Origin of the sequence: Streptomyces hainanensis (genome assembly GCF_004348415.1) — a bacterium.
Taxonomy (GTDB): domain Bacteria; phylum Actinomycetota; class Actinomycetes; order Streptomycetales; family Streptomycetaceae; genus Streptomyces; species Streptomyces hainanensis.
The window spans coordinates 1-16277 of sequence record NZ_SMKI01000135.1 but is presented as its reverse complement, the minus strand read 5'-3'; the positions used below and the strand labels follow the sequence as shown (position 1 = coordinate 16277).

19 protein-coding genes are annotated in these 16277 nt (G+C 72.2%); 3 read left to right on the top strand and 16 right to left on the bottom strand.

The features are described 5' to 3' along the window. From E1283_RS14845 to E1283_RS14830, 4 genes are all read right to left on the bottom strand, one after another. Positions 1-273, bottom strand: a 273-nt coding sequence (locus E1283_RS14845) for a Vgb family protein (protein WP_425086173.1), incomplete at its 3' end; no start/stop codon positions are given. A gap of 114 nt (positions 274-387) precedes the next feature. Then, positions 388-765, bottom strand: a complete 378-nt coding sequence (locus tag E1283_RS14840; protein ID WP_132818501.1) for a zinc-ribbon domain-containing protein — start codon at positions 763-765, stop codon at positions 388-390. Positions 766-895: 130 nt separating this feature from the next. After that, positions 896-1612: a histidine phosphatase family protein gene (locus E1283_RS14835; protein ID WP_132818500.1), complete on the bottom strand. Its 717-nt coding sequence runs from the start codon at positions 1610-1612 to the stop codon at positions 896-898. Between the two features lie 4 nt (positions 1613-1616). Continuing rightward, positions 1617-3185: a hypothetical protein gene (locus E1283_RS14830; protein ID WP_132818499.1), complete on the bottom strand. Its 1569-nt coding sequence runs from the start codon at positions 3183-3185 to the stop codon at positions 1617-1619. 247 nt (positions 3186-3432) lie between these two features. Here E1283_RS14830 and E1283_RS14825 point away from each other — a divergent pair, with 247 nt between their 5' ends. Beyond that, positions 3433-5289, top strand: coding sequence for an endonuclease/exonuclease/phosphatase family protein (locus E1283_RS14825; protein ID WP_132818498.1), 1857 nt, complete (start codon positions 3433-3435; stop codon positions 5287-5289). A gap of 49 nt (positions 5290-5338) precedes the next feature. After that, on the top strand, positions 5339-6244 hold the full coding sequence (dapA, locus tag E1283_RS14820; protein ID WP_132818497.1) for a 4-hydroxy-tetrahydrodipicolinate synthase: 906 nt from the start codon (positions 5339-5341) through the stop codon (positions 6242-6244). Between the two features lie 31 nt (positions 6245-6275). Here dapA and E1283_RS14815 read toward each other — a convergent pair whose 3' ends face one another. From E1283_RS14815 to E1283_RS14800, 4 genes are read right to left on the bottom strand one after another with little or no spacing between them, the layout of a single operon-like run. Next, on the bottom strand, positions 6276-7061 hold the full coding sequence (locus E1283_RS14815) for an EI24 domain-containing protein (protein ID WP_132818496.1): 786 nt from the start codon (positions 7059-7061) through the stop codon (positions 6276-6278). Between the two features lie 40 nt (positions 7062-7101). After that, positions 7102-8088 (bottom strand): 2,3,4,5-tetrahydropyridine-2,6-dicarboxylate N-succinyltransferase, encoded by a 987-nt coding sequence (gene dapD / locus E1283_RS14810; protein ID WP_132818495.1) that lies wholly within the window; start codon positions 8086-8088, stop codon positions 7102-7104. 10 nt (positions 8089-8098) lie between these two features. Further along, on the bottom strand, positions 8099-8686 hold the full coding sequence (locus tag E1283_RS14805; RefSeq protein ID WP_132818494.1) for a TetR/AcrR family transcriptional regulator: 588 nt from the start codon (positions 8684-8686) through the stop codon (positions 8099-8101). Continuing rightward, the gene (locus tag E1283_RS14800) at positions 8686-9006 is read right to left on the bottom strand and encodes a DMT family transporter (protein WP_132818493.1); all 321 of its coding nucleotides are present in this window, start codon (positions 9004-9006) and stop codon (positions 8686-8688) included. The genes E1283_RS14805 and E1283_RS14800 overlap by 1 nt, the downstream gene beginning before the upstream one ends. 164 nt (positions 9007-9170) lie before the next feature. Between E1283_RS14800 and E1283_RS14795 the strand changes: the two genes are divergently transcribed. Further along, positions 9171-9407 (top strand): hypothetical protein, encoded by a 237-nt coding sequence (locus E1283_RS14795; RefSeq protein ID WP_132818492.1) that lies wholly within the window; start codon positions 9171-9173, stop codon positions 9405-9407. Between the two features lie 99 nt (positions 9408-9506). Here the strand turns inward: E1283_RS14795 and E1283_RS14790 are convergent, their stop codons facing one another. The 8 genes from E1283_RS14790 to E1283_RS14755 form a co-directional block, all read right to left on the bottom strand. Then, positions 9507-9845: a metal-sulfur cluster assembly factor gene (locus tag E1283_RS14790; RefSeq protein WP_132818491.1), complete on the bottom strand. Its 339-nt coding sequence runs from the start codon at positions 9843-9845 to the stop codon at positions 9507-9509. Next, complete coding sequence (sufU, locus tag E1283_RS14785) at positions 9842-10321, bottom strand: Fe-S cluster assembly sulfur transfer protein SufU (protein WP_243744847.1); 480 nt, start codon at positions 10319-10321, stop codon at positions 9842-9844. Before sufU ends, E1283_RS14790 begins: the two co-directional genes overlap by 4 nt. Positions 10322-10348: 27 nt before the next feature. After that, positions 10349-11608: a cysteine desulfurase gene (locus E1283_RS14780; protein WP_132818490.1), complete on the bottom strand. Its 1260-nt coding sequence runs from the start codon at positions 11606-11608 to the stop codon at positions 10349-10351. Next, positions 11605-12366, bottom strand: coding sequence for a Fe-S cluster assembly ATPase SufC (gene sufC / locus E1283_RS14775; protein WP_132818489.1), 762 nt, complete (start codon positions 12364-12366; stop codon positions 11605-11607). The genes E1283_RS14780 and sufC overlap by 4 nt, the downstream gene beginning before the upstream one ends. 9 nt (positions 12367-12375) lie before the next feature. Next, positions 12376-12711, bottom strand: a complete 336-nt coding sequence (locus tag E1283_RS14770; protein ID WP_132818488.1) for a non-heme iron oxygenase ferredoxin subunit — start codon at positions 12709-12711, stop codon at positions 12376-12378. Further along, complete coding sequence (gene sufD, locus E1283_RS14765; RefSeq protein WP_132818487.1) at positions 12708-13889, bottom strand: Fe-S cluster assembly protein SufD; 1182 nt, start codon at positions 13887-13889, stop codon at positions 12708-12710. Before sufD ends, E1283_RS14770 begins: the two co-directional genes overlap by 4 nt. Before the next feature lie 61 nt (positions 13890-13950). Further along, on the bottom strand, positions 13951-15372 hold the full coding sequence (sufB, locus tag E1283_RS14760) for a Fe-S cluster assembly protein SufB (RefSeq protein ID WP_132818486.1): 1422 nt from the start codon (positions 15370-15372) through the stop codon (positions 13951-13953). Then, on the bottom strand, positions 15369-16145 hold the full coding sequence (locus E1283_RS14755; protein WP_132818485.1) for a helix-turn-helix transcriptional regulator: 777 nt from the start codon (positions 16143-16145) through the stop codon (positions 15369-15371). Before E1283_RS14755 ends, sufB begins: the two co-directional genes overlap by 4 nt. Between the last annotated feature and the right edge of the window lie 132 nt (positions 16146-16277).

The window sequence follows — 16277 nt, the reverse complement described above, 5'->3', positions numbered from 1 at the left end:
GGGGACGGGGTAGGTGGTGGTCTCTCCCCGGACGGTGATCCGGCCGATGGCGTTGGCGCGGTGGAGGGTGAACCACAGGGCGCCGTCCGGCCCCGTGGTGATGGCGGTGGGGCCGCCGGCCGGGTCCACGGGGAATCGGTCGACGCGGCCGTCGGGCGCGAGGCGGCCGATCTCGCCGGCGTGCACCAGGGTGAACCAGAGCGCGCCGTCCGGGCCGAAGGTGATGCCGTAGGGGCCGGCGTCGGGTTCCGAGACGGTGGTCAGGGTGGGCAAGAGGAACTCCTTGTCACATGGCACGTCCGAGGACACGTCGGAGCCGCCGGCACGCCCCCGATGAGGGGGGCGTGCCGGCGGCTCCGGCGCTGCGCGGGGCCGAAGGCGCCCGCGTCAGGCGCGCGGCTGGCCCTGCGGCGGGTACGGCTGCCCGGCCGGCGGCTGGCCCGGCTGCGGCTGGCCGGCGAAGGGGTTGCCGGCGAAGGGGTTGCCGCCCTGGGCCGGCGGCTGGTTGCCGTCGTTCGGGGCGCCCGCGCCCGCGGCGGCCAGCAGGTGCTCGACGTTCTCCTTGGACACCTCCTGGGTCCCGCCGCAGAACGTGCACTGCAGCGTGTGCTTGGCGGGCGCGATCGGGAAGAGCGGGATGAAGAACAGGGTGAACTTGGTGACCCGCTTGCGCAGCGCCTGCGCCGACGGGTTGCCGCAGAAGTTGCACAGCAGGTTCAGCATCGCCAGCTGGAGAACCTTGGTGGAGGAGCCGAAAATCAGCACGCGAGAACTCCGGTTGCGTACGTACAGGACATCACTATGACCCGGGTCAGACGCCTGACACCGGCCGGAAGGTTGCCGCCCCGCCCGATCCTTGGCCCAACCGTGACCGGGCGTCGACCGCGAACTCCTTCTAGCCCGGCAGGTGGTCGACGGCACCGTACGTGACGAGCCGCAGCCGGTCGCCGTCGCCGACCCAACGGGAGACCGAGGCGTTGGCCACCGGCTCCTCGCCGACCGGCGGCGGCGCGCCGAGGCCGGCGAGCACGTGGCGGACCGCCGCCACGACCGCGTCGTGGGCCACCAGCAGCACCCGCCGGCCTGGCACCGCCCCGGCCAGCTCCGTCAGCAGGTCCCGGACGCGCAGCGCGACGTCCGCCGGCGACTCGCCGCCCGGCGGGCGGTAGTACCAGTCGCCGAGGCGCTCGCGGCGGTCGGCCTCGTCGGGCACGCGCTCCCGGATCACGCGTCCCGGCAGCAGCTCGAAGACGCCCATCTCCCGGTCCCGAAGCCGCTCGTCGACCAGCGGCGCCGGCCAGGGGCCGGGGGCCGCGGCCTCCGCCATCAGCTCCCAGGTGTGCCCGGCGCGCAGATAGGGCGAGCAGACGACGAGTTCGGGCCCGCGGTCCGCGCCGAGGCCGGCGAGCCAGCGGCCGAGCGCCGCGGCCTGGGCCAGGCCCGTGTCGGAGAGCGGCACGTCGGCGTCGCGGGGCTCGGACGGGATCTCGACCGGCCCGCCGCCCCGCCGCGCGGCGGCGAAGCGGACGTTGGCCGTGCTCTCCGCGTGGCGGACCGCGACCAGTTCGGCCAGCGGGTTGCGCGGCGGAACGGGCGCGGCCCGCGGCGGCACGGGGTCAGTCCCGGGAGCGGGACTTGAAGGCGGCCTTACGGGCCTGCTTGGCCAGCTGCTTGTCGGGGTGGAGCCGGCCCACGGCCTCCAGGACGTCGGCGGTGGCGGGGTGGTCGGTGCGCCAGGCGCGGTCGAAGAAGCCGCTGTGCTGGTCGGCCAGATCGGTCACCAGGTCGCGCAGCTCGGGCACGTTCTCCTCGATCTCGGCGCCGCCGAGCTGGGCGGCCAGGGTGTCGATGGTGAGCCAGAAGACCATGTCCTCGCCGGGCGGCGGCACGTCGACCACGCCGTGCTCGGCCAGCCAGACGCGGGCCAGGCCGCCCAGCTCGGGGTCGTCGAGCACCTCGCGGAGCGCGGGTTCGGCGCGGCCGTCCATCATGGCGAGCACCAGCTGGCAGCCGAGCCGGCGGCCGGGCGCCGCGGGGTCGTCGCCCCGGGCGGCGACCAGCAGCTCGCGGGTGGCGGCCAGCGGTTCGCGGGCCGCCAGCCACAGCGCGGCCTCGTCGTGGGCGGCGGTCTCGGGGCGGTGCGGCAGGGCGGCCAGCAGGGCGTCGGCGCCCTGGTCGGCCAACTCGCCGAGCAGCGGCGCGGCGAGGCCGGCCTCGATCATCCGGCGGCGCACCGCGTGCAGCCCGAGGGGCGTCAGCCGGGCCTGGCCGTAGCGGGCCAGGTCGTCCTCGCCGGCGTCGGCCGCCGGGGGCGGCGCCTCCTCGTCGTCGGCCCCGACCTCGGCGAGCACCGACTCGTCCACCGGCTCGTACTCCAGGATGCCGGTGTCGACCAGGGCGCGGAACTGCTCGTCCAGTTTGAGCACGGCGGCCGACAGCTCGTCCATCACGGCCTCGGACAGCTCGTCCATGTCCTCGGGGATCACGGAGGCCGCGGCGACCATCGGCAGCGGCACCATGCTGGCGGCCTGGCCCGAGTCGTCGGTGAGGGCGAAGAGGTAGAGGCTGCCGAGCGCCGAGTCCAGGAAGTCGGCCTCCTCCTCCGGGTCCCAGCCGAGGGCGTCGAGGTCGACGGTGGCGGGGTCGAACACCTCGCCCTCCCCCGGCTGCTCGGGCAGTTCGCCGAGCAGTTCCTCGAAGGTGGGGGTGGCGACCTCGGCCAGCACGGCGTCCAGGCCCTCGGACCAGATCTCCAGCACGTCGGCCGGGCGCCCGTCGGTGAGCTGGGCCAGCTCGGGCCCGGGCGAGGCGGTGCCGGCGACCGACTCGCCGTCGCCCGCCTCCTCGCCCTCCGGGTAGGCGTCCGAGCCGTCGTCCGTGTCCCCGTCCGTCTCGTCGTCCTCCAGGACGGCGACGAGGCCGCTGTCGACCGCGAAGTTCCACGCCTCGGCCGCCAGCGCCTCGCCGTCCTCGTCGGCGTCGAGGCCCAGCTCGGTGACGGCGTGCTTCAGCCGGTCGGCCGGCAGCTCCCCGCCCGCGCCCACCCGGACCTCCGGCGCGGACCAGTGCGCGAGCCTGGCCGCCCGGGACAGGAGCGGGGCGGCCAGGGCAGCACGGGCCAGCTCGGCCTCGGAGGGCAGCCGCACGGGGGGCATGACCGGACGCTCGTCAGCGGGGTTCACCATCGCTCCTCATCGAAACCTTGCAAAGGCCGCCCCCAGCCTAGATGAGGCGAGGGCCCTCCCGTGACGGCTCATCACCATTGGCCCGCGGAGGCGCCGGGTGGGCGGCGGCGCGGTGGACGGCGATTAACCGGAACGTTTCCCACCGGCTCCCTGGAGGGCGTTGACAAGGTAGGTGGGACTGCGGGAAGTTGACGCGCGTAGAGGGCCCGGATTGGAAGGGCCTGCCGCTATCGCCCTGGAGGGTCCCTTGTCCGCCTCAGTCCGTCCGCGCCGCAGATCGGTCGCCGTCGGGGCGCTCGTCGTCGCCGGTCTCTGCTCCGTGCTGCTGGTCGACCCCTCGCACGCCGAGGAGCCCGCCGCCCCCGGCACGCTCGCGGCGCCCCGCATCCACGACATCCAGGGCGACACCCGGGTCTCGCCCTACGCCGGCCAGCAGGTCACCGACGTGGCGGGCATCGTCACCGGCGTGCGCACCTACGGCTCGCGCGGGTTCTGGATCCAGGACCCGACGCCGGACGCCGACCCGGCCACCAGCGAGGGCGTCTTCGTCTTCACCAGCTCCACGCCGCGCGTCGCGGTGGGCGACGACGTGCGGGTGTCCGGCACCGTCGGCGAGTACTACCCGGGTGGCGTGGACACCGGCGTCCAGTCGCTGACCCAGATAGCGCGGCCCACGGTGACCGTGGTGTCCTCGGGCAACGAGCTGCCGGCGCCGGTCACCCTGGACGCCGACGACCTGCCGCGCCGCTACGCGCCGACGGGCGACCCGGCCGAGGGCGGGAACATCGAGGCCCTCACCCTGCGGCCCGACCGCTACGCGCTCGACCTGTTCGAGTCGCTCGAGGGCATGAACGTGGCCGTCGAGGACGCCGCCGTGGTCGGCCCGAGCACCCCCTACTACGAGCTGTGGGTGACGCTCGACGCGGAGGCCAACCGGACGGCCAACGGCGGCACCAGGTATGCCTCCTACGACGACCAGAACGCCGGGCGGCTGAAGGTGGAGTCGCTGGTTCCGGTCGCCCAGGAGCCGTTCCCGACGGCCGACGTCGGCGACGTGCTGACCGGCACCACCGAGGGCCCGCTGGACTTCGACGAGTTCGGCGGCTACCTGGTGGCGGCCCGCGAGATGGGCACCGTGGAGTCCGGTGGTCTGGAGCCGGAGAGCACCAGGCCGCAGCGCCGGGACGAGCTGGCCATCGCCACCTACAACGTGGAGAACCTCAACCCGGGCAACGACCAGGCCAAGTTCGACCGGCTGGCCGAGGCCGTCGTCTCGAACCTGGCCGCCCCCGACATCCTGGCGATCGAGGAGGTGCAGGACAACAGCGGGGCGACCGACGACGGCACGGTGGCCGCGGACCAGACGCTCCAGCGGTTCGTCGACGCGATCGTGGCGGCCGGCGGTCCGCGGTACGAGTGGCGTGGCATCGACCCGGTGGACGGCGAGGACGGCGGGCAGCCGGGCGGCAACATCCGCACCGTCTTCCTGTTCAACCCGGAGCGGGTCGACTTCGTCGACCGGGCCGGCGGGGACTCGACCACCGGCACCGAGGTCGTCAAGCGGCGCGGGCGGGCCGAGCTCACCGCGTCCCCTGGCCGTGTCGACCCGGGCAACTGGGCCTGGGAGGACAGCCGCAAGCCGCTGGCCGCCGAGTTCTCCTTCCGTGGCGAGACGGTGATCGTCGTCGCCAACCACTTCGCCTCCAAGGGCGGCGACCAGTCGCTGTACGGCCGCTTCCAGCCGCCGGCGCGGTCGTCCGAGGCGCAGCGGATCGCCCAGGCCCGGGTGGTCAACTCCTTCGTGCGGGACATCCGTTCCGCGCAGCGGCAGGCGCGGGTGGTGGTGCTCGGCGACATCAACGACTTCGAGTTCTCGCCGACCACCAGGGCCCTGACGGCGGACGGCGCGCTGCGCAGCGCGGTGGACTCGCTGCCGCGTGACGAGCGGTACACCTACGTGTTCCAGGGGAACTCGCAGGTGCTCGACCAGACGCTGGTGTCCTCGTCGATCCGCCGCTTCGACTACGACATCGTGCACATCAACGCGGAGTTCGCCGACCAGGCGAGCGACCACGACCCGCAGGTGCTGCGCTTCCAGCCCTGACCGGGGATTCCCGTTGGCCACGGCGGCCGAAGGGGTGGAGACTGCCGGCATGTCCGCACCTCCCTTCGGCCGCTGTGCCGCCGCGATGATCACTCCGTTCTCCGCCGACGGCGGCCTCGACCTGGCGGGCGCCCAGCGGCTGGCCACCCACCTCGTGGACCGGGCGGGCTGCGACGCCCTGGTGCTGAGCGGCACCACGGGCGAGTCGCCGACCACGACGGACGCCGAGAAGACGGCGCTGGTGCGGGCCGTGGTGGAGGCGGTCGGTGACCGGGCGACGGTGGTCGCCGGGGTGGGCACGGCGGACACCCGCCACTCGGCCGGCCTGGCCAGGGCCGCCGAGGCGGCCGGCGCCCACGGGCTGCTCGTGGTGACGCCCTACTACTCGCGGCCCACGCAGGAGGCCGTCGTCGCCCATCTGCGGGCGGTGGCCGACGCGACCGGGCTGCCGGTGATGCTGTACGACATCCCCGCGCGCACCGGGGTCGGCACCGCGCTGACGGCGGACTCGCTGCGGCGGCTCGCCGAGCACGAGCGGATCGCGGGGATCAAGGACTGTGCCGGCGACCTGCTCAAGTCCGGCCTGGTGATGGGCGACACCGGGCTCGCCTACTACTCGGGCAGCGAGGAGTTCAACCTGCCGCTGCTGGCGCTCGGGGCCGCCGGCTGTGTCAGCACGGTGGCGAACGTGGCGGGGCGGCAGGTGCGCGGCGTGCTCGACGCGTTCGCGGCGGGAGACACCGGGCTGGCGGCCCGCCGCCACCGGGCGCTGCTGCCGCTGGTGGAGGCGATGATGCACGAGGTGCCGGGCACGGTGAGCGTGAAGGCGCTGTTCCAGGCCGCGGGCCTGCCGGGCGGCCCGGTCCGCCCGCCCCTGCTCCCGGCGGACGAGGCCCTGACCGAACGCCTCACGACGGCGCTCCGCGCGGCCCTCACGGAACCGGCGCCGGCCTGACCGGCCCTGGGCGCCCGCCCGCCGGGGCGGATCAGCTGGTGCCGGCCGCCACCGTGGCCCCGTGACCCGGCGCCACCGAGGGCTCGGCGGCGAGGGCGCGGGACAGCAGCGTGGCGCCGGCCACCGCGCCGGGCATCAGCAGGACCGCGCCGAGCGGTATCAGGAAGAGCAGGACCAGCGGCACGCCGAAGCCGAGCGCGGCCGGCAGGCGGCGGCGCAGCAGCCGGATCCGCTCCTTGAGCGGCAGGCCACGGCGGTCGAGGGCGGCCGAGGTGAGTTCGACGGTGAGGAAGAACCCGGAGACGGCGAAGCCGAGGGCGGGTATGACGGTCTGGCCGATGACCGGGACGAAGCCGAGCGCGAACAGCGGGATGGTGAGGAGCAGCACCCGCAGCAGCACCTGGAGGCTGTCGCTGATCGAGACCCGGATGTCCTGCCAGAACGAGCGCCCCTGGCCGGCCGGAGCGCCGCCCTCGGTCTCCTCGACTTTCTCGCCGAGCGACTGGTAGAACGGGTCGCCGATGATCAGGGTGACGGCGGTGAAGGTGATGACCGCGAGCATCAGGCCGGCGGCGACCAGCAGCAGCGCGAACCCCACCCGCACCAGGGGCTGCCAGGGGTCCTCCCAGTCGTCGGCGAACGGGGTGGCCCAGACGGCGACGTCGCCGGCGTGGAGGGCGAGCACCACCAGCGCGCCCACGTAGATCACCAGGGCGATCAACGCGGGCACCAACCCGAACAGCAACCAGCGCGGGCGACCGAACACCCACCGTTGTCCCTGGGCCAGACAGCGCAGGCCCACCGCGAATCCGTTCACGCCGGTCACCCTATCGCCCGCCGCTGACAGCCCGTCGGGCTCAGTTGTGGCTGTGCAGGACCTCGTTGAGGCCGCCCCAGGTGCCGGTGCGGGGCAGTGCCTCGACGACGCCGGTGGTGGAGTTGCGGCGGAACAGCAGGTTGTCGGCGCCGGAGAGCTCCAGTGCCTTGACGACCGCGCCGTCCGGCAGCGTGACCCGGGTGCCCGCGGTGACGTAGAGGCCGGCCTCCACGACGCAGTCGTCGCCGAGGGAGATGCCGAGGCCGGCCTGGGCGCCCAGCAGGCAGCGCCTGCCGATGGAGATGGTCTGCTTGCCGCCGCCGGAGAGCGTGCCCATGATCGAGGCGCCGCCGCCGATGTCGGAGCCGTCGTCGACGAGCACTCCGGCGCTGATCCGGCCCTCGACCATGGAGATGCCGAGGGTGCCGGCGTTGAAGTTGACGAAGCCCTCGTGCATGACGGTGGTGCCGGAGGCGAGGTGGGCGCCGAGCCTGACCCGGTCGGCGTCGCCGACGCGGACACCGGCGGGCACCACGTAGTCCGTCATCCGCGGGAACTTGTCGACGCTGGTGACGGTGAGCGCGAGCCCCTCGGCGCGGGCGGCGAGCCGGGTCTCCTCGATCCGGTCGACGGGGACCGGGCCGAGGTTGGTCCAGGCGACGTTGGCGAGCAGCCCGAACTGGCCGTCCAGGTTGAGGCCGTGGGGCCGGACCAGGCGGTGGCTGAGCAGGTGCAGCCGGAGGTAGACGTCGTGCGCGTCGAGCGGCTTGTCCTCCAGGGAGGCGATGACCGTGCGGACCGCCACGACCTCGACGCCGCGGCGGGGGTCGGGGCCCACCGCCCGGGTGGCGGCCTCGCCCAGCAGTTCGGCGGCGCGCTCGGCGGTCAGCCGCTCGGTGCCGGCGATGCCCGGCTCCGAGGTGAGCTCGGGCGCCGGGAACCAGGTGTCGAGGACGGTCCCGTCGTGGGTCAGGGTGGCGAGGCCGGTGGCGACTGCGCCGGTGGCGGGGGTTGTTTCGTCGGTCATGGCACAGACGCTAACCGGTGGCGTCGGCCGGGGGCGAACCGGTCCGGTCAGCGGGCGCCCGGGGTGCGAGCACCCGCTCGAAGAGGACGGCGGCCTCCCGCTCGTCGTAGTCGCGGCCGCTCAGCAGGAGTTGGATCAGCAGCCCGTCCACCGTGGCGGTGAGCAGTCTGGCGGTGACCGGGTCGGGCACGACGGGGCGCAGCAGGTCGGCGACGCTCTCCAGGAGTTCGGCGGAGAGCGGGCGGAGCGCCGGGTTGCGGAGCCCGACGAAGTAGAGCTCGTAGGAGAGCTCGGTCTCGGCGCGGTCCGAGCCGAGGCAGTGGCCCACGAAGCGGGCCAGCCGCTCGGCGAGCGGTAGTTCGGAATGCTCGGCGAGGCGGTCGGCCAGGCCGGCGAGCCACTCGTCGTTCATCCGCTTCAGGGCGGCGGCCAGCAGTTCGTCGCGGTCGGCGAAGTGGTAGGTGGTGGAGCCCAGCGGCACATCGGCCTCGGCGGCGACGTTGCGGTGGCTGAGGCCGGCGATGCCGTGCTCGGTGACGACCCGGACGGCGGCCTCGACGATGCGTTCACGGCGGTCCGGGTCGTAGCGGCGGGCCATCAGTGGGCTCCGCCGAGGTTGAGGGCGACGACGCCCGCGACCACCAGGGCGACGCCGAGGAGCCTGGCGGCAGTGGCGGCCTCGCCGAGGAAGAGGATCCCGATGAGGGCGACGACGGCGGTGCCGGCGCCGGACCAGATGGCGTAGGCCGAGCCGACGTCCATGGACTTCAGGACCTGGGCCAGCAGCGCGAAGGCGACGAGGTAGCCGGCGACGGTGCCGACACTGGGCCAGAGCCGGTTGAAGCCGTCGCTGTACTTCATCAGGGTGGTGGCCACGATCTCCGAGGCGATCGCGGCGGCAAGCGTCAGATAGACCATACGTACTACTGTACACAACGATACGTACAGCCGTACACATCGCCGGCCGGGCGCACGCCGGTGGAGTGACCGCCCCGCGCGCCGACCGGGACCGCCGCCGGCCTTCCGGTCATCCTTGCGGCGAACAGCGGCACGATCACATCATCACAGGGAGTGAAGAACCGATGGCCGAGTGCGAGGTCTGCGGCAACGACTACCGGATGTCCTTCGAGGTCCGCGCGGCGGGCGAGGTCCACGTCTTCGACAGCTTCGAGTGCGCCGTCCAGCGGATGGCCCCGATCTGCGAGAACTGCCAGACCCGGATCATGGGCCACGGCCTGGAGACGGCGGACGGCCACTTCTACTGCTGCGGCCACTGCGCCAGGGCCAAGGGCCAGGCCCAGCTGGTCGACCACGCCTGAGCCGGGCGCGCCCGGACACGACGGTGCCTCCCGTGCCCGGGGCGGGGCGGCGGGAGGCACCGAGAGGGGGACGCCGGCCGGCGGCGCGGAGATCGGGGCTCAGACGTTGAAGCCCAGGGCCCGCAGCTGCTCGCGGCCGTCGTCGGTGATCTTGTCCGGGCCCCACGGCGGCATCCAGACCCAGTTGATCTTCAGCTCGGTGACCAGACCCTCGGTCGCCGACCTGGCCTGGTCCTCGATGACGTCCGTCAGCGGGCAGGCCGCGGAGGTGAGCGTCATGTCGACGGTGGCGACGTTGTCCTCGTCCACGTGGATGCCGTAGATCAGACCGAGGTTGACCACGTCGATCCCCAGCTCCGGGTCGACGACGTCCATCATCGCCTCCCGGACCTCCTCCTCGCCGGCCGGCTTGGCCGTGACGGTCTCGGTGTCGCTCATGACGTCGTCCTCTCGTTCACCAGGCCGTCGCCCAGTGCCTGGGCGGTGGCGTCCTTCCAGGCCATCCAGCTCAGCAGCGCGCACTTCACCCGCGCCGGGTACTTGGAGACGCCGGCGAACGCCACCGCGTCCTCCAGCACCTCCTCCATCGCGTCGTCCGGGGTGATCTGTCCCTTGGACTGCATCAGGCGCAGGAACGTGTCCTGGACGGCCAGGGCCTCGGCGAGGTCCTTGCCGACCAGCAGCTCGTTGAGCACGGACGCGCTGGCCTGGCTGATCGAACAGCCCTGGCCCTCGTACGAGACGTCGGCGACGGTCTCGCCGTCGTACCGGACCCGCAGCGTGATCTCGTCACCGCACGTGGGATTGACGTGGTGGACCTCGGCGTCGCCGTCCCGCAGACCCCGCCCGTGCGGGTTCTTGTAGTGGTCCAGGATCACGTCCTGGTACATCGACTCCATCGCTTCCAGACGCATGCGATCACACCATCCCCATCCGAACCCTCATCCGAAGAAGCCACGCACGTACTCGAGGCCCCGGACCAGGGCGTCCACCTCGGCCGGCGTCGAGTACAGGTAGAACGACGCTCGCGTGGTCGCCGGAATTCCGTACCGCAGGCAGACCGGCCGCGCGCAGTGGTGGCCGACGCGGACGGCGATGCCCTGCTCGTCGAGCACCTGGCCCACGTCGTGCGGGTGGATGTCACCGAGGGTGAAGGACACCGTGGCGCCCCGGTCCTCGCTGCTGACCGGGCCGATGATCCGCAGGTCCGGCACCTCGGCCAGCCGCTCGAGCGCGTACCGGGTGATGGCCTGCTCGTGGGCCGCGATCCGCTCCATGCCGATGCCGGTCAGGTAGTCGACGGCGGCACCGAGGCCCACGGCCTCGGCGATCGGCGGCGTGCCGGCCTCGAACTTGTGCGGCGCCGGCGCGTAGGTCGACGAGCTCATCGTGACCGTCTCGATCATCTCCCCGCCGCCGAGGAAGGGCGGCAGGTCCTCCAGGAGCTCCTGCCGGCCCCAGAGCACGCCGATGCCGGTCGGCCCGCACATCTTGTGGCCGGTGAAGGCCACGAAGTCCGCGCCCAGCGCCTGGACGTCGAGCGGCATGTGCGGGGCGGCCTGCGAGGCGTCGATCACCACCAGGGCGCCGACCTGCTGGGCGCGCCTGACGATCGCCTCGACCGGGTTGTGGGTGCCCAGCACGTTGGAGACCAGCACGAAGGAGACGACCTTGGTGTGCTCGGTGATGAGCTCGTCGAGGTTCGACAGGTCGAGCCGGCCGTCGTCCGTGAGGCCGAACCACTTCAGCTTCGCGCCGGTGCGCTGCGCCAGGAACTGCCACGGCACGATGTTGGAGTGGTGCTCCATCTCCGTGATGACGATCTCGGTGCGGTCGTCGACCCGGTACGGCTCCTCGGCCCAGCCGAGCATGTTGGCCACCAGGTTGAGCGACTCCGAGGCGTTCTTGGTGAAGATCACCTCGTCCCTGCTCGGCGCGTTGACGAACGAGGCGACCTTGGTGCGGGCGCCCTCGTAGAGCGCGGTGGCCTCCTCGGCGAGCACGTGGACGCCGCGGTGCACGTTGGCGTGGTGGCGCTCGTAGTACTCGGACATCGCGTCCAGCACCTGGCGCGGCTTCTGGGAGCTCGCCGCGTTGTCCAGGTAGACCAGCGGCTTCCCGTCGTGCACGGTGCGGTGCAGGATCGGGAAGTCCTTGCGGATCGCCTCGGTGTCGAGGAGACCCGGCAGCGTATGACTCATGAGGCGCCCCCCTTGGTGTACTGCTCGTAGCCCTCGGCCTCGAGCTTGTCGGCCAGCTCCGGGCCCGCGGACTCGACGATCCGGCCGCCGGCGAACACGTGCACGTGGTCCGGCTTGATGTAGCGCAGGATCCGCGTGTAGTGGGTGATCAGCAGGGTGCCGACCTCGCCGCCCTCGCGCAGCCGGTTGACGCCCTCGGAGACGATCCGCAGCGCGTCGATGTCGAGGCCGGAGTCCGTCTCGTCGAGGATGGCGATCCTGGGCTTCAGCAGCTCCAGCTGGAGGATCTCGTGGCGCTTCTTCTCGCCACCGGAGAAGCCCTCGTTGACGTTGCGCTCGGCGAAGGCCGGGTCCATCTCGAGGCGCTGCATGGCCTCCTTGACCTCCTTCACCCAGGTGCGCAGCTTGGGGGCCTCGCCGCGGATGGCGGTGGCGGAGGTGCGCAGGAAGTTGGAGACCGAGACGCCGGGCACCTCGACCGGGTACTGCATGGCGAGGAAGACGCCGGCGCGGGCCCGCTCGTCGACGGACATCTCCAGCACGTCCTCGCCGTCCAGCGTGACGGTGCCGCCGGTGACGGTGTACTTGGGGTGACCGGCCAGCGAGTACGCCAGGGTGGACTTGCCGGAGCCGTTGGGGCCCATGATGGCGTGGGTCTCGCCCTGCTTCACGGTCAGGTCGACACCGCGCAGGATCTCGGTGGAGCCGGTCTCGGTCTCGACGGAGACGTGCAGGTCGTGGATCTCAAGCGTTGCCATGGGGATGCCTCAGGACTCCTGGGAGAGGGAGACGAGCACGGCGGCGCCGGGCCCCTCTCCTTCGATCTTGACGGGGTAGACGGGGATGGGGCGGGTGGCCGGCAGCCCGGAGGGCTTGCCGGTGCGCAGGTCGAAGCTGGATCCGTGCAGCCAGCACTCGACCTGGCAGTCCTCCACCTCGCCCTCGGACAGCGAGACGTTCGCGTGCGAGCAGATGTCGTTGACCGCGAACACCTCGCCCTCGGTACGGACGACGCAGACCGGGGTGTCGTCGAGCTCCACGCGCCTGGGCACGTCCTCCTCGAGGTCGCCGAGCGCGCACACCTTCACGAAGCCGCTGGTCATGCGATCGACGCCTCCAGCTCGGCCTCCAGCTTGGCGATCAGCCGCTCCTCGACGTCCGGCACGCCGATCTGCTGGACGAGCTCGGCGAAGAAGCCGCGCACCACCAGGCGGCGGGCCTCGTCGGCGGGGATGCCGCGGGCCATCAGGTAGAACAGCTGCTCGTCCTCGAACCGGCCGGTGGCCGAGGCGTGGCCGGCGCCGGCGATCTCGCCGGTCTCGATCTCCAGATTGGGGACCGAGTCGACCCGGGCGCCGTCGGTGAGGACCAGGTTGCGGTTGAGCTCGTAGGTGTCGGTGCCGGTCGCGGAGGTCCGGATCACCACGTCGCCGATCCACACCGCGTGCGCGTCGGCGCCCTGGAGGGCGCCCTTGTAGGCCACGTTGCTGCGGCAGTTCGGCGCGTTGTGGTCGACCAGCAGCCGGTGCTCCTGGTGCTGGCCGTTGTCCGTGAAGTAGACGCCGTACAGCTCGGCCTCGCCGCCCGGGCCCGCGTAGGCGACCCGCGGGTGTATCCGGACCACGTCGCCGCCGAAGGTGACGACCACGGACTTGAAGCTGGCGTCCCGCCCGACCAGCGCGCTGTGCTGGGAGCAGTGCACGGCGGTGTCGTCCCAGTCCTGCACGCTGACGACGGTGAGCTTGGCGCCGTCACCGACGAGGAACTCGACGTTGGCCGACCGGACGGTGTCGCCGGTGTGGTCGAGCACGAGGACGACCTCGGCAAAGGCCCCGATCTCGAAGACGGTGTGCCCGAAGGTGACACCGCCCTCGCCGTGCAGGGCGACCCGGACCGGCTCCTTCAGCACCGCTTCCTTCGGCACCGAGATCACGGTGGCCTTCTCGAAGGAGCTGAACGCCTGGGCCGCGACCCGGTCGACGGGGGCGCCGGCCCTGCCGACCCGCGGGTCGTCCCGGCCGACCGGGGTGACGGTCACCCCGTCCGGCGCCTCGACCTCGACCTTGATGGTGCCCCCGGGCACGGCCGTGCCGTCGTGCAACCCCCGCAGCCGGTCGAGGGGCGTGAACCGCCACTCCTCCTCGCGGCCGTGCGGGACGGGGAAGTCCGCCACATCGAAGGACGGCGGGGCGCTCATCCGGGTGGCGACGCTGGACTCGGCGGCCACCGCGACCGCTCCGCCCGCGCTGGCGCCGGCCGGCATACTCTGGGCCTCAGCCATGGGTGTCGTCGTGCTCACTCTCTTGATCGGACGTGATGGGGGATCGTGGACGGAGCGCCGGTCAGCCGACCGAGCCCTCCATCTGCAGCTCGATCAGCCGGTTGAGCTCCAGGGCGTACTCCATGGGCAGCTCCTTGGCGATGGGCTCGACGAAGCCGCGCACGATCATCGCCATCGCCTCGTCCTCGGAGAGGCCGCGGCTCATCAGGTAGAAGAGCTGGTCGTCGCTGACCTTGGAGACCGTCGCCTCGTGGCCCATCGTCACGTCGTCCTCGCGGACGTCGACGTAGGGGTAGGTGTCCGAGCGGGAGATGCTGTCCACCAGCAGCGCGTCACACAGCACGTTGGACTTGGAGCCGGCCGCGCCCTCGGCGATCTCGATCAGGCCGCGGTAGGAGGTGCGGCCGCCGCCCCTGGCCACCGACTTGGAGACGATGTTGGAGGAGGTGCGCGGAGCCATGTGCACCATCTTGGCGCCGGCGTCCTGGTGCTGGCCCTCGCCCGCGAAGGCGACGGACAGCGTCTCGCCCTTGGCGTGCTCGCCCATCAGGTAGACGGCCGGGTACTTCATGGTGACCTTGGAGCCGATGTTGCCGTCGACCCACTCCATGGTGGCGCCCTCGTAGGCGACGGCGCGCTTGGTCACCAGGTTGTAGACGTTGTTCGACCAGTTCTGGATGGTCGTGTAGCGGCAGCGGCCGCCCTTCTTGACGATGATCTCGACGACCGCGGAGTGCAGCGAGTCCGAGTTGTAGATCGGCGCGGTGCAGCCCTCGACGTAGTGCACGTAGGCGTTCTCGTCGACGATGATCAGGGTGCGCTCGAACTGGCCCATGTTCTCGGTGTTGATCCGGAAGTACGCCTGGAGCGGGATGTCGACGTGCACGCCCGGCGGCACGTAGATGAAGGAACCGCCGGACCAGACCGCCGTGTTGAGCGCGGCGAACTTGTTGTCGCCGGCCGGGATCACGGTGCCGAAGTGCTCCTGGAACAGCTCCGGGTGCTCCTTGAGCGCCGTGTCGGTGTCGAGGAAGATGACGCCCTGCTTCTCCAGGTCCTCGCGGATCTGGTGGTAGACGACCTCCGACTCGTACTGCGCGGCCACGCCGGCCACCAGGCGCTGCTTCTCGGCCTCGGGGATGCCGAGCCTGTCGTAGGTGTTCTTGATGTCCTCCGGCAGGTCGTCCCAGCTCTGGGCCTGCTTCTCGGTGGACCGCACGAAGTACTTGATGTTGTCGAAGTCGATGCCGCTGAGGTCGGAGCCCCAGTTGGGCATGGGCTTCTTGCCGAAGAGCTTCAGGCCCTTCATGCGCAGCTTCAGCATCCACTCGGGCTCGGACTTCTTGCCCGAGATGTCGCGGACGACGGCCTCGGACAGGCCACGCTTGGCCGCGGCGCCGGCCGCGTCGGAGTCGGCCCAGCCGTATTCGTACGTGCCCAGGCCGTCGAGCTCGGGGTGGGCGGTCTCCGTGGGGAGCGTCATGCTGGGTTCCTCCCGGCAGTGCTGTCGGTTGCGGTGGTGGTCTCGGCGGGGACGTGACCGGCGTGGCCGGTGTGACCGGCGTGACCGGCCTTCGGCACGAAGGTCGTGCAGACGCCGTCCCCGAGGGCGATGGTGGCGAGCCGCTGCACATGGCTGCCGAGCAGGTCCGAGAAGACCTCGGCCTCGGCCTCGCACAGCTGCGGATAGCGCTGCGCCGCGTGCGCCACCGGGCAGTGGTGCTGGCACAGCTGCTCGCCGGCCGGCGCCGCCACCTCCTGGACGGCGGCGGCGAACCCGGAGGACGTCAGCGCCTCGGCCAGCGCACGCGCCCTTCCGTCCGGCGCGGCCGTCTCCAGGAAGGAACGGTACTGCTCGGCCTGGGCCGCGGCACGGTCCCTGGCGAAGGCCAGCACGGCCGCCGCCCCGCGCTCCCCGCCCCCGGCGGCGCGCTCGATCCAGCGCAGCGCCTCGACGGCGAGCTCGTCATAGGCATGGTCGAAGGCGTCCCGGCCGCCGTCGGTGAGCGCGAAGGCCTTGGCCGGACGGCCTCGGCCACGCGCCCCGTGCACCCGCTTCTCCCGCGACTCCACCAGGCCCTCGGCGACCAGCGCGTCGAGATGACGCCGGACGGCGGCCTGCGTGAGCCCGAGCCGCACGGCGAGCTCGGCGGCGGTGGAAGGACCGTGATCGAGAATGGAGCGGGCAACGCGCTGCCGCGTCCCGGCCGCCTCAGCGACCGCGGGCGCCTCCCGCTGCTCACTCCGGTTTTTCACAACGTCATTGTTGCGTAATTCCCGCGAAGCGAGCAAGCCGGGGTCTGACCTGCCGGAATGCAGTACATCACGTAAGGCGACCCTTACCTGGCCGGCGGCCTCCGGCTACCGGGTTCTCCCCCGCCCTCCCAC

Excerpts from the sequence above, each read along its gene's own strand:
- E1283_RS14800 (WP_132818493.1), bottom strand. The coding sequence starts at position 9,006 with ATGGTCTATCTGACGCTTGCCGCCGCGATCGCCTCGGAGATCGTGGCC.
- E1283_RS14830 (WP_132818499.1), bottom strand. The coding sequence starts at position 3,185 with ATGGTGAACCCCGCTGACGAGCGTCCGGTCATGCCCCCCGTGCGGCTG.
- sufB (WP_132818486.1), bottom strand. The coding sequence starts at position 15,372 with ATGACGCTCCCCACGGAGACCGCCCACCCCGAGCTCGACGGCCTGGGC.
- dapA (WP_132818497.1), top strand. The coding sequence starts at position 5,339 with ATGTCCGCACCTCCCTTCGGCCGCTGTGCCGCCGCGATGATCACTCCG.
- E1283_RS14790 (WP_132818491.1), bottom strand. The coding sequence starts at position 9,845 with ATGAGCGACACCGAGACCGTCACGGCCAAGCCGGCCGGCGAGGAGGAG.
- sufD (WP_132818487.1), bottom strand. The coding sequence starts at position 13,889 with ATGGCTGAGGCCCAGAGTATGCCGGCCGGCGCCAGCGCGGGCGGAGCG.
- E1283_RS14795 (WP_132818492.1), top strand. The coding sequence starts at position 9,171 with ATGGCCGAGTGCGAGGTCTGCGGCAACGACTACCGGATGTCCTTCGAG.
- E1283_RS14805 (WP_132818494.1), bottom strand. The coding sequence starts at position 8,686 with ATGGCCCGCCGCTACGACCCGGACCGCCGTGAACGCATCGTCGAGGCC.
- sufU (WP_243744847.1), bottom strand. The coding sequence starts at position 10,321 with ATGCGTCTGGAAGCGATGGAGTCGATGTACCAGGACGTGATCCTGGAC.
- dapD (WP_132818495.1), bottom strand. The coding sequence starts at position 8,088 with ATGACCGACGAAACAACCCCCGCCACCGGCGCAGTCGCCACCGGCCTC.
- sufC (WP_132818489.1), bottom strand. The coding sequence starts at position 12,366 with ATGGCAACGCTTGAGATCCACGACCTGCACGTCTCCGTCGAGACCGAG.
- E1283_RS14770 (WP_132818488.1), bottom strand. The coding sequence starts at position 12,711 with ATGACCAGCGGCTTCGTGAAGGTGTGCGCGCTCGGCGACCTCGAGGAG.
- E1283_RS14780 (WP_132818490.1), bottom strand. The coding sequence starts at position 11,608 with ATGAGTCATACGCTGCCGGGTCTCCTCGACACCGAGGCGATCCGCAAG.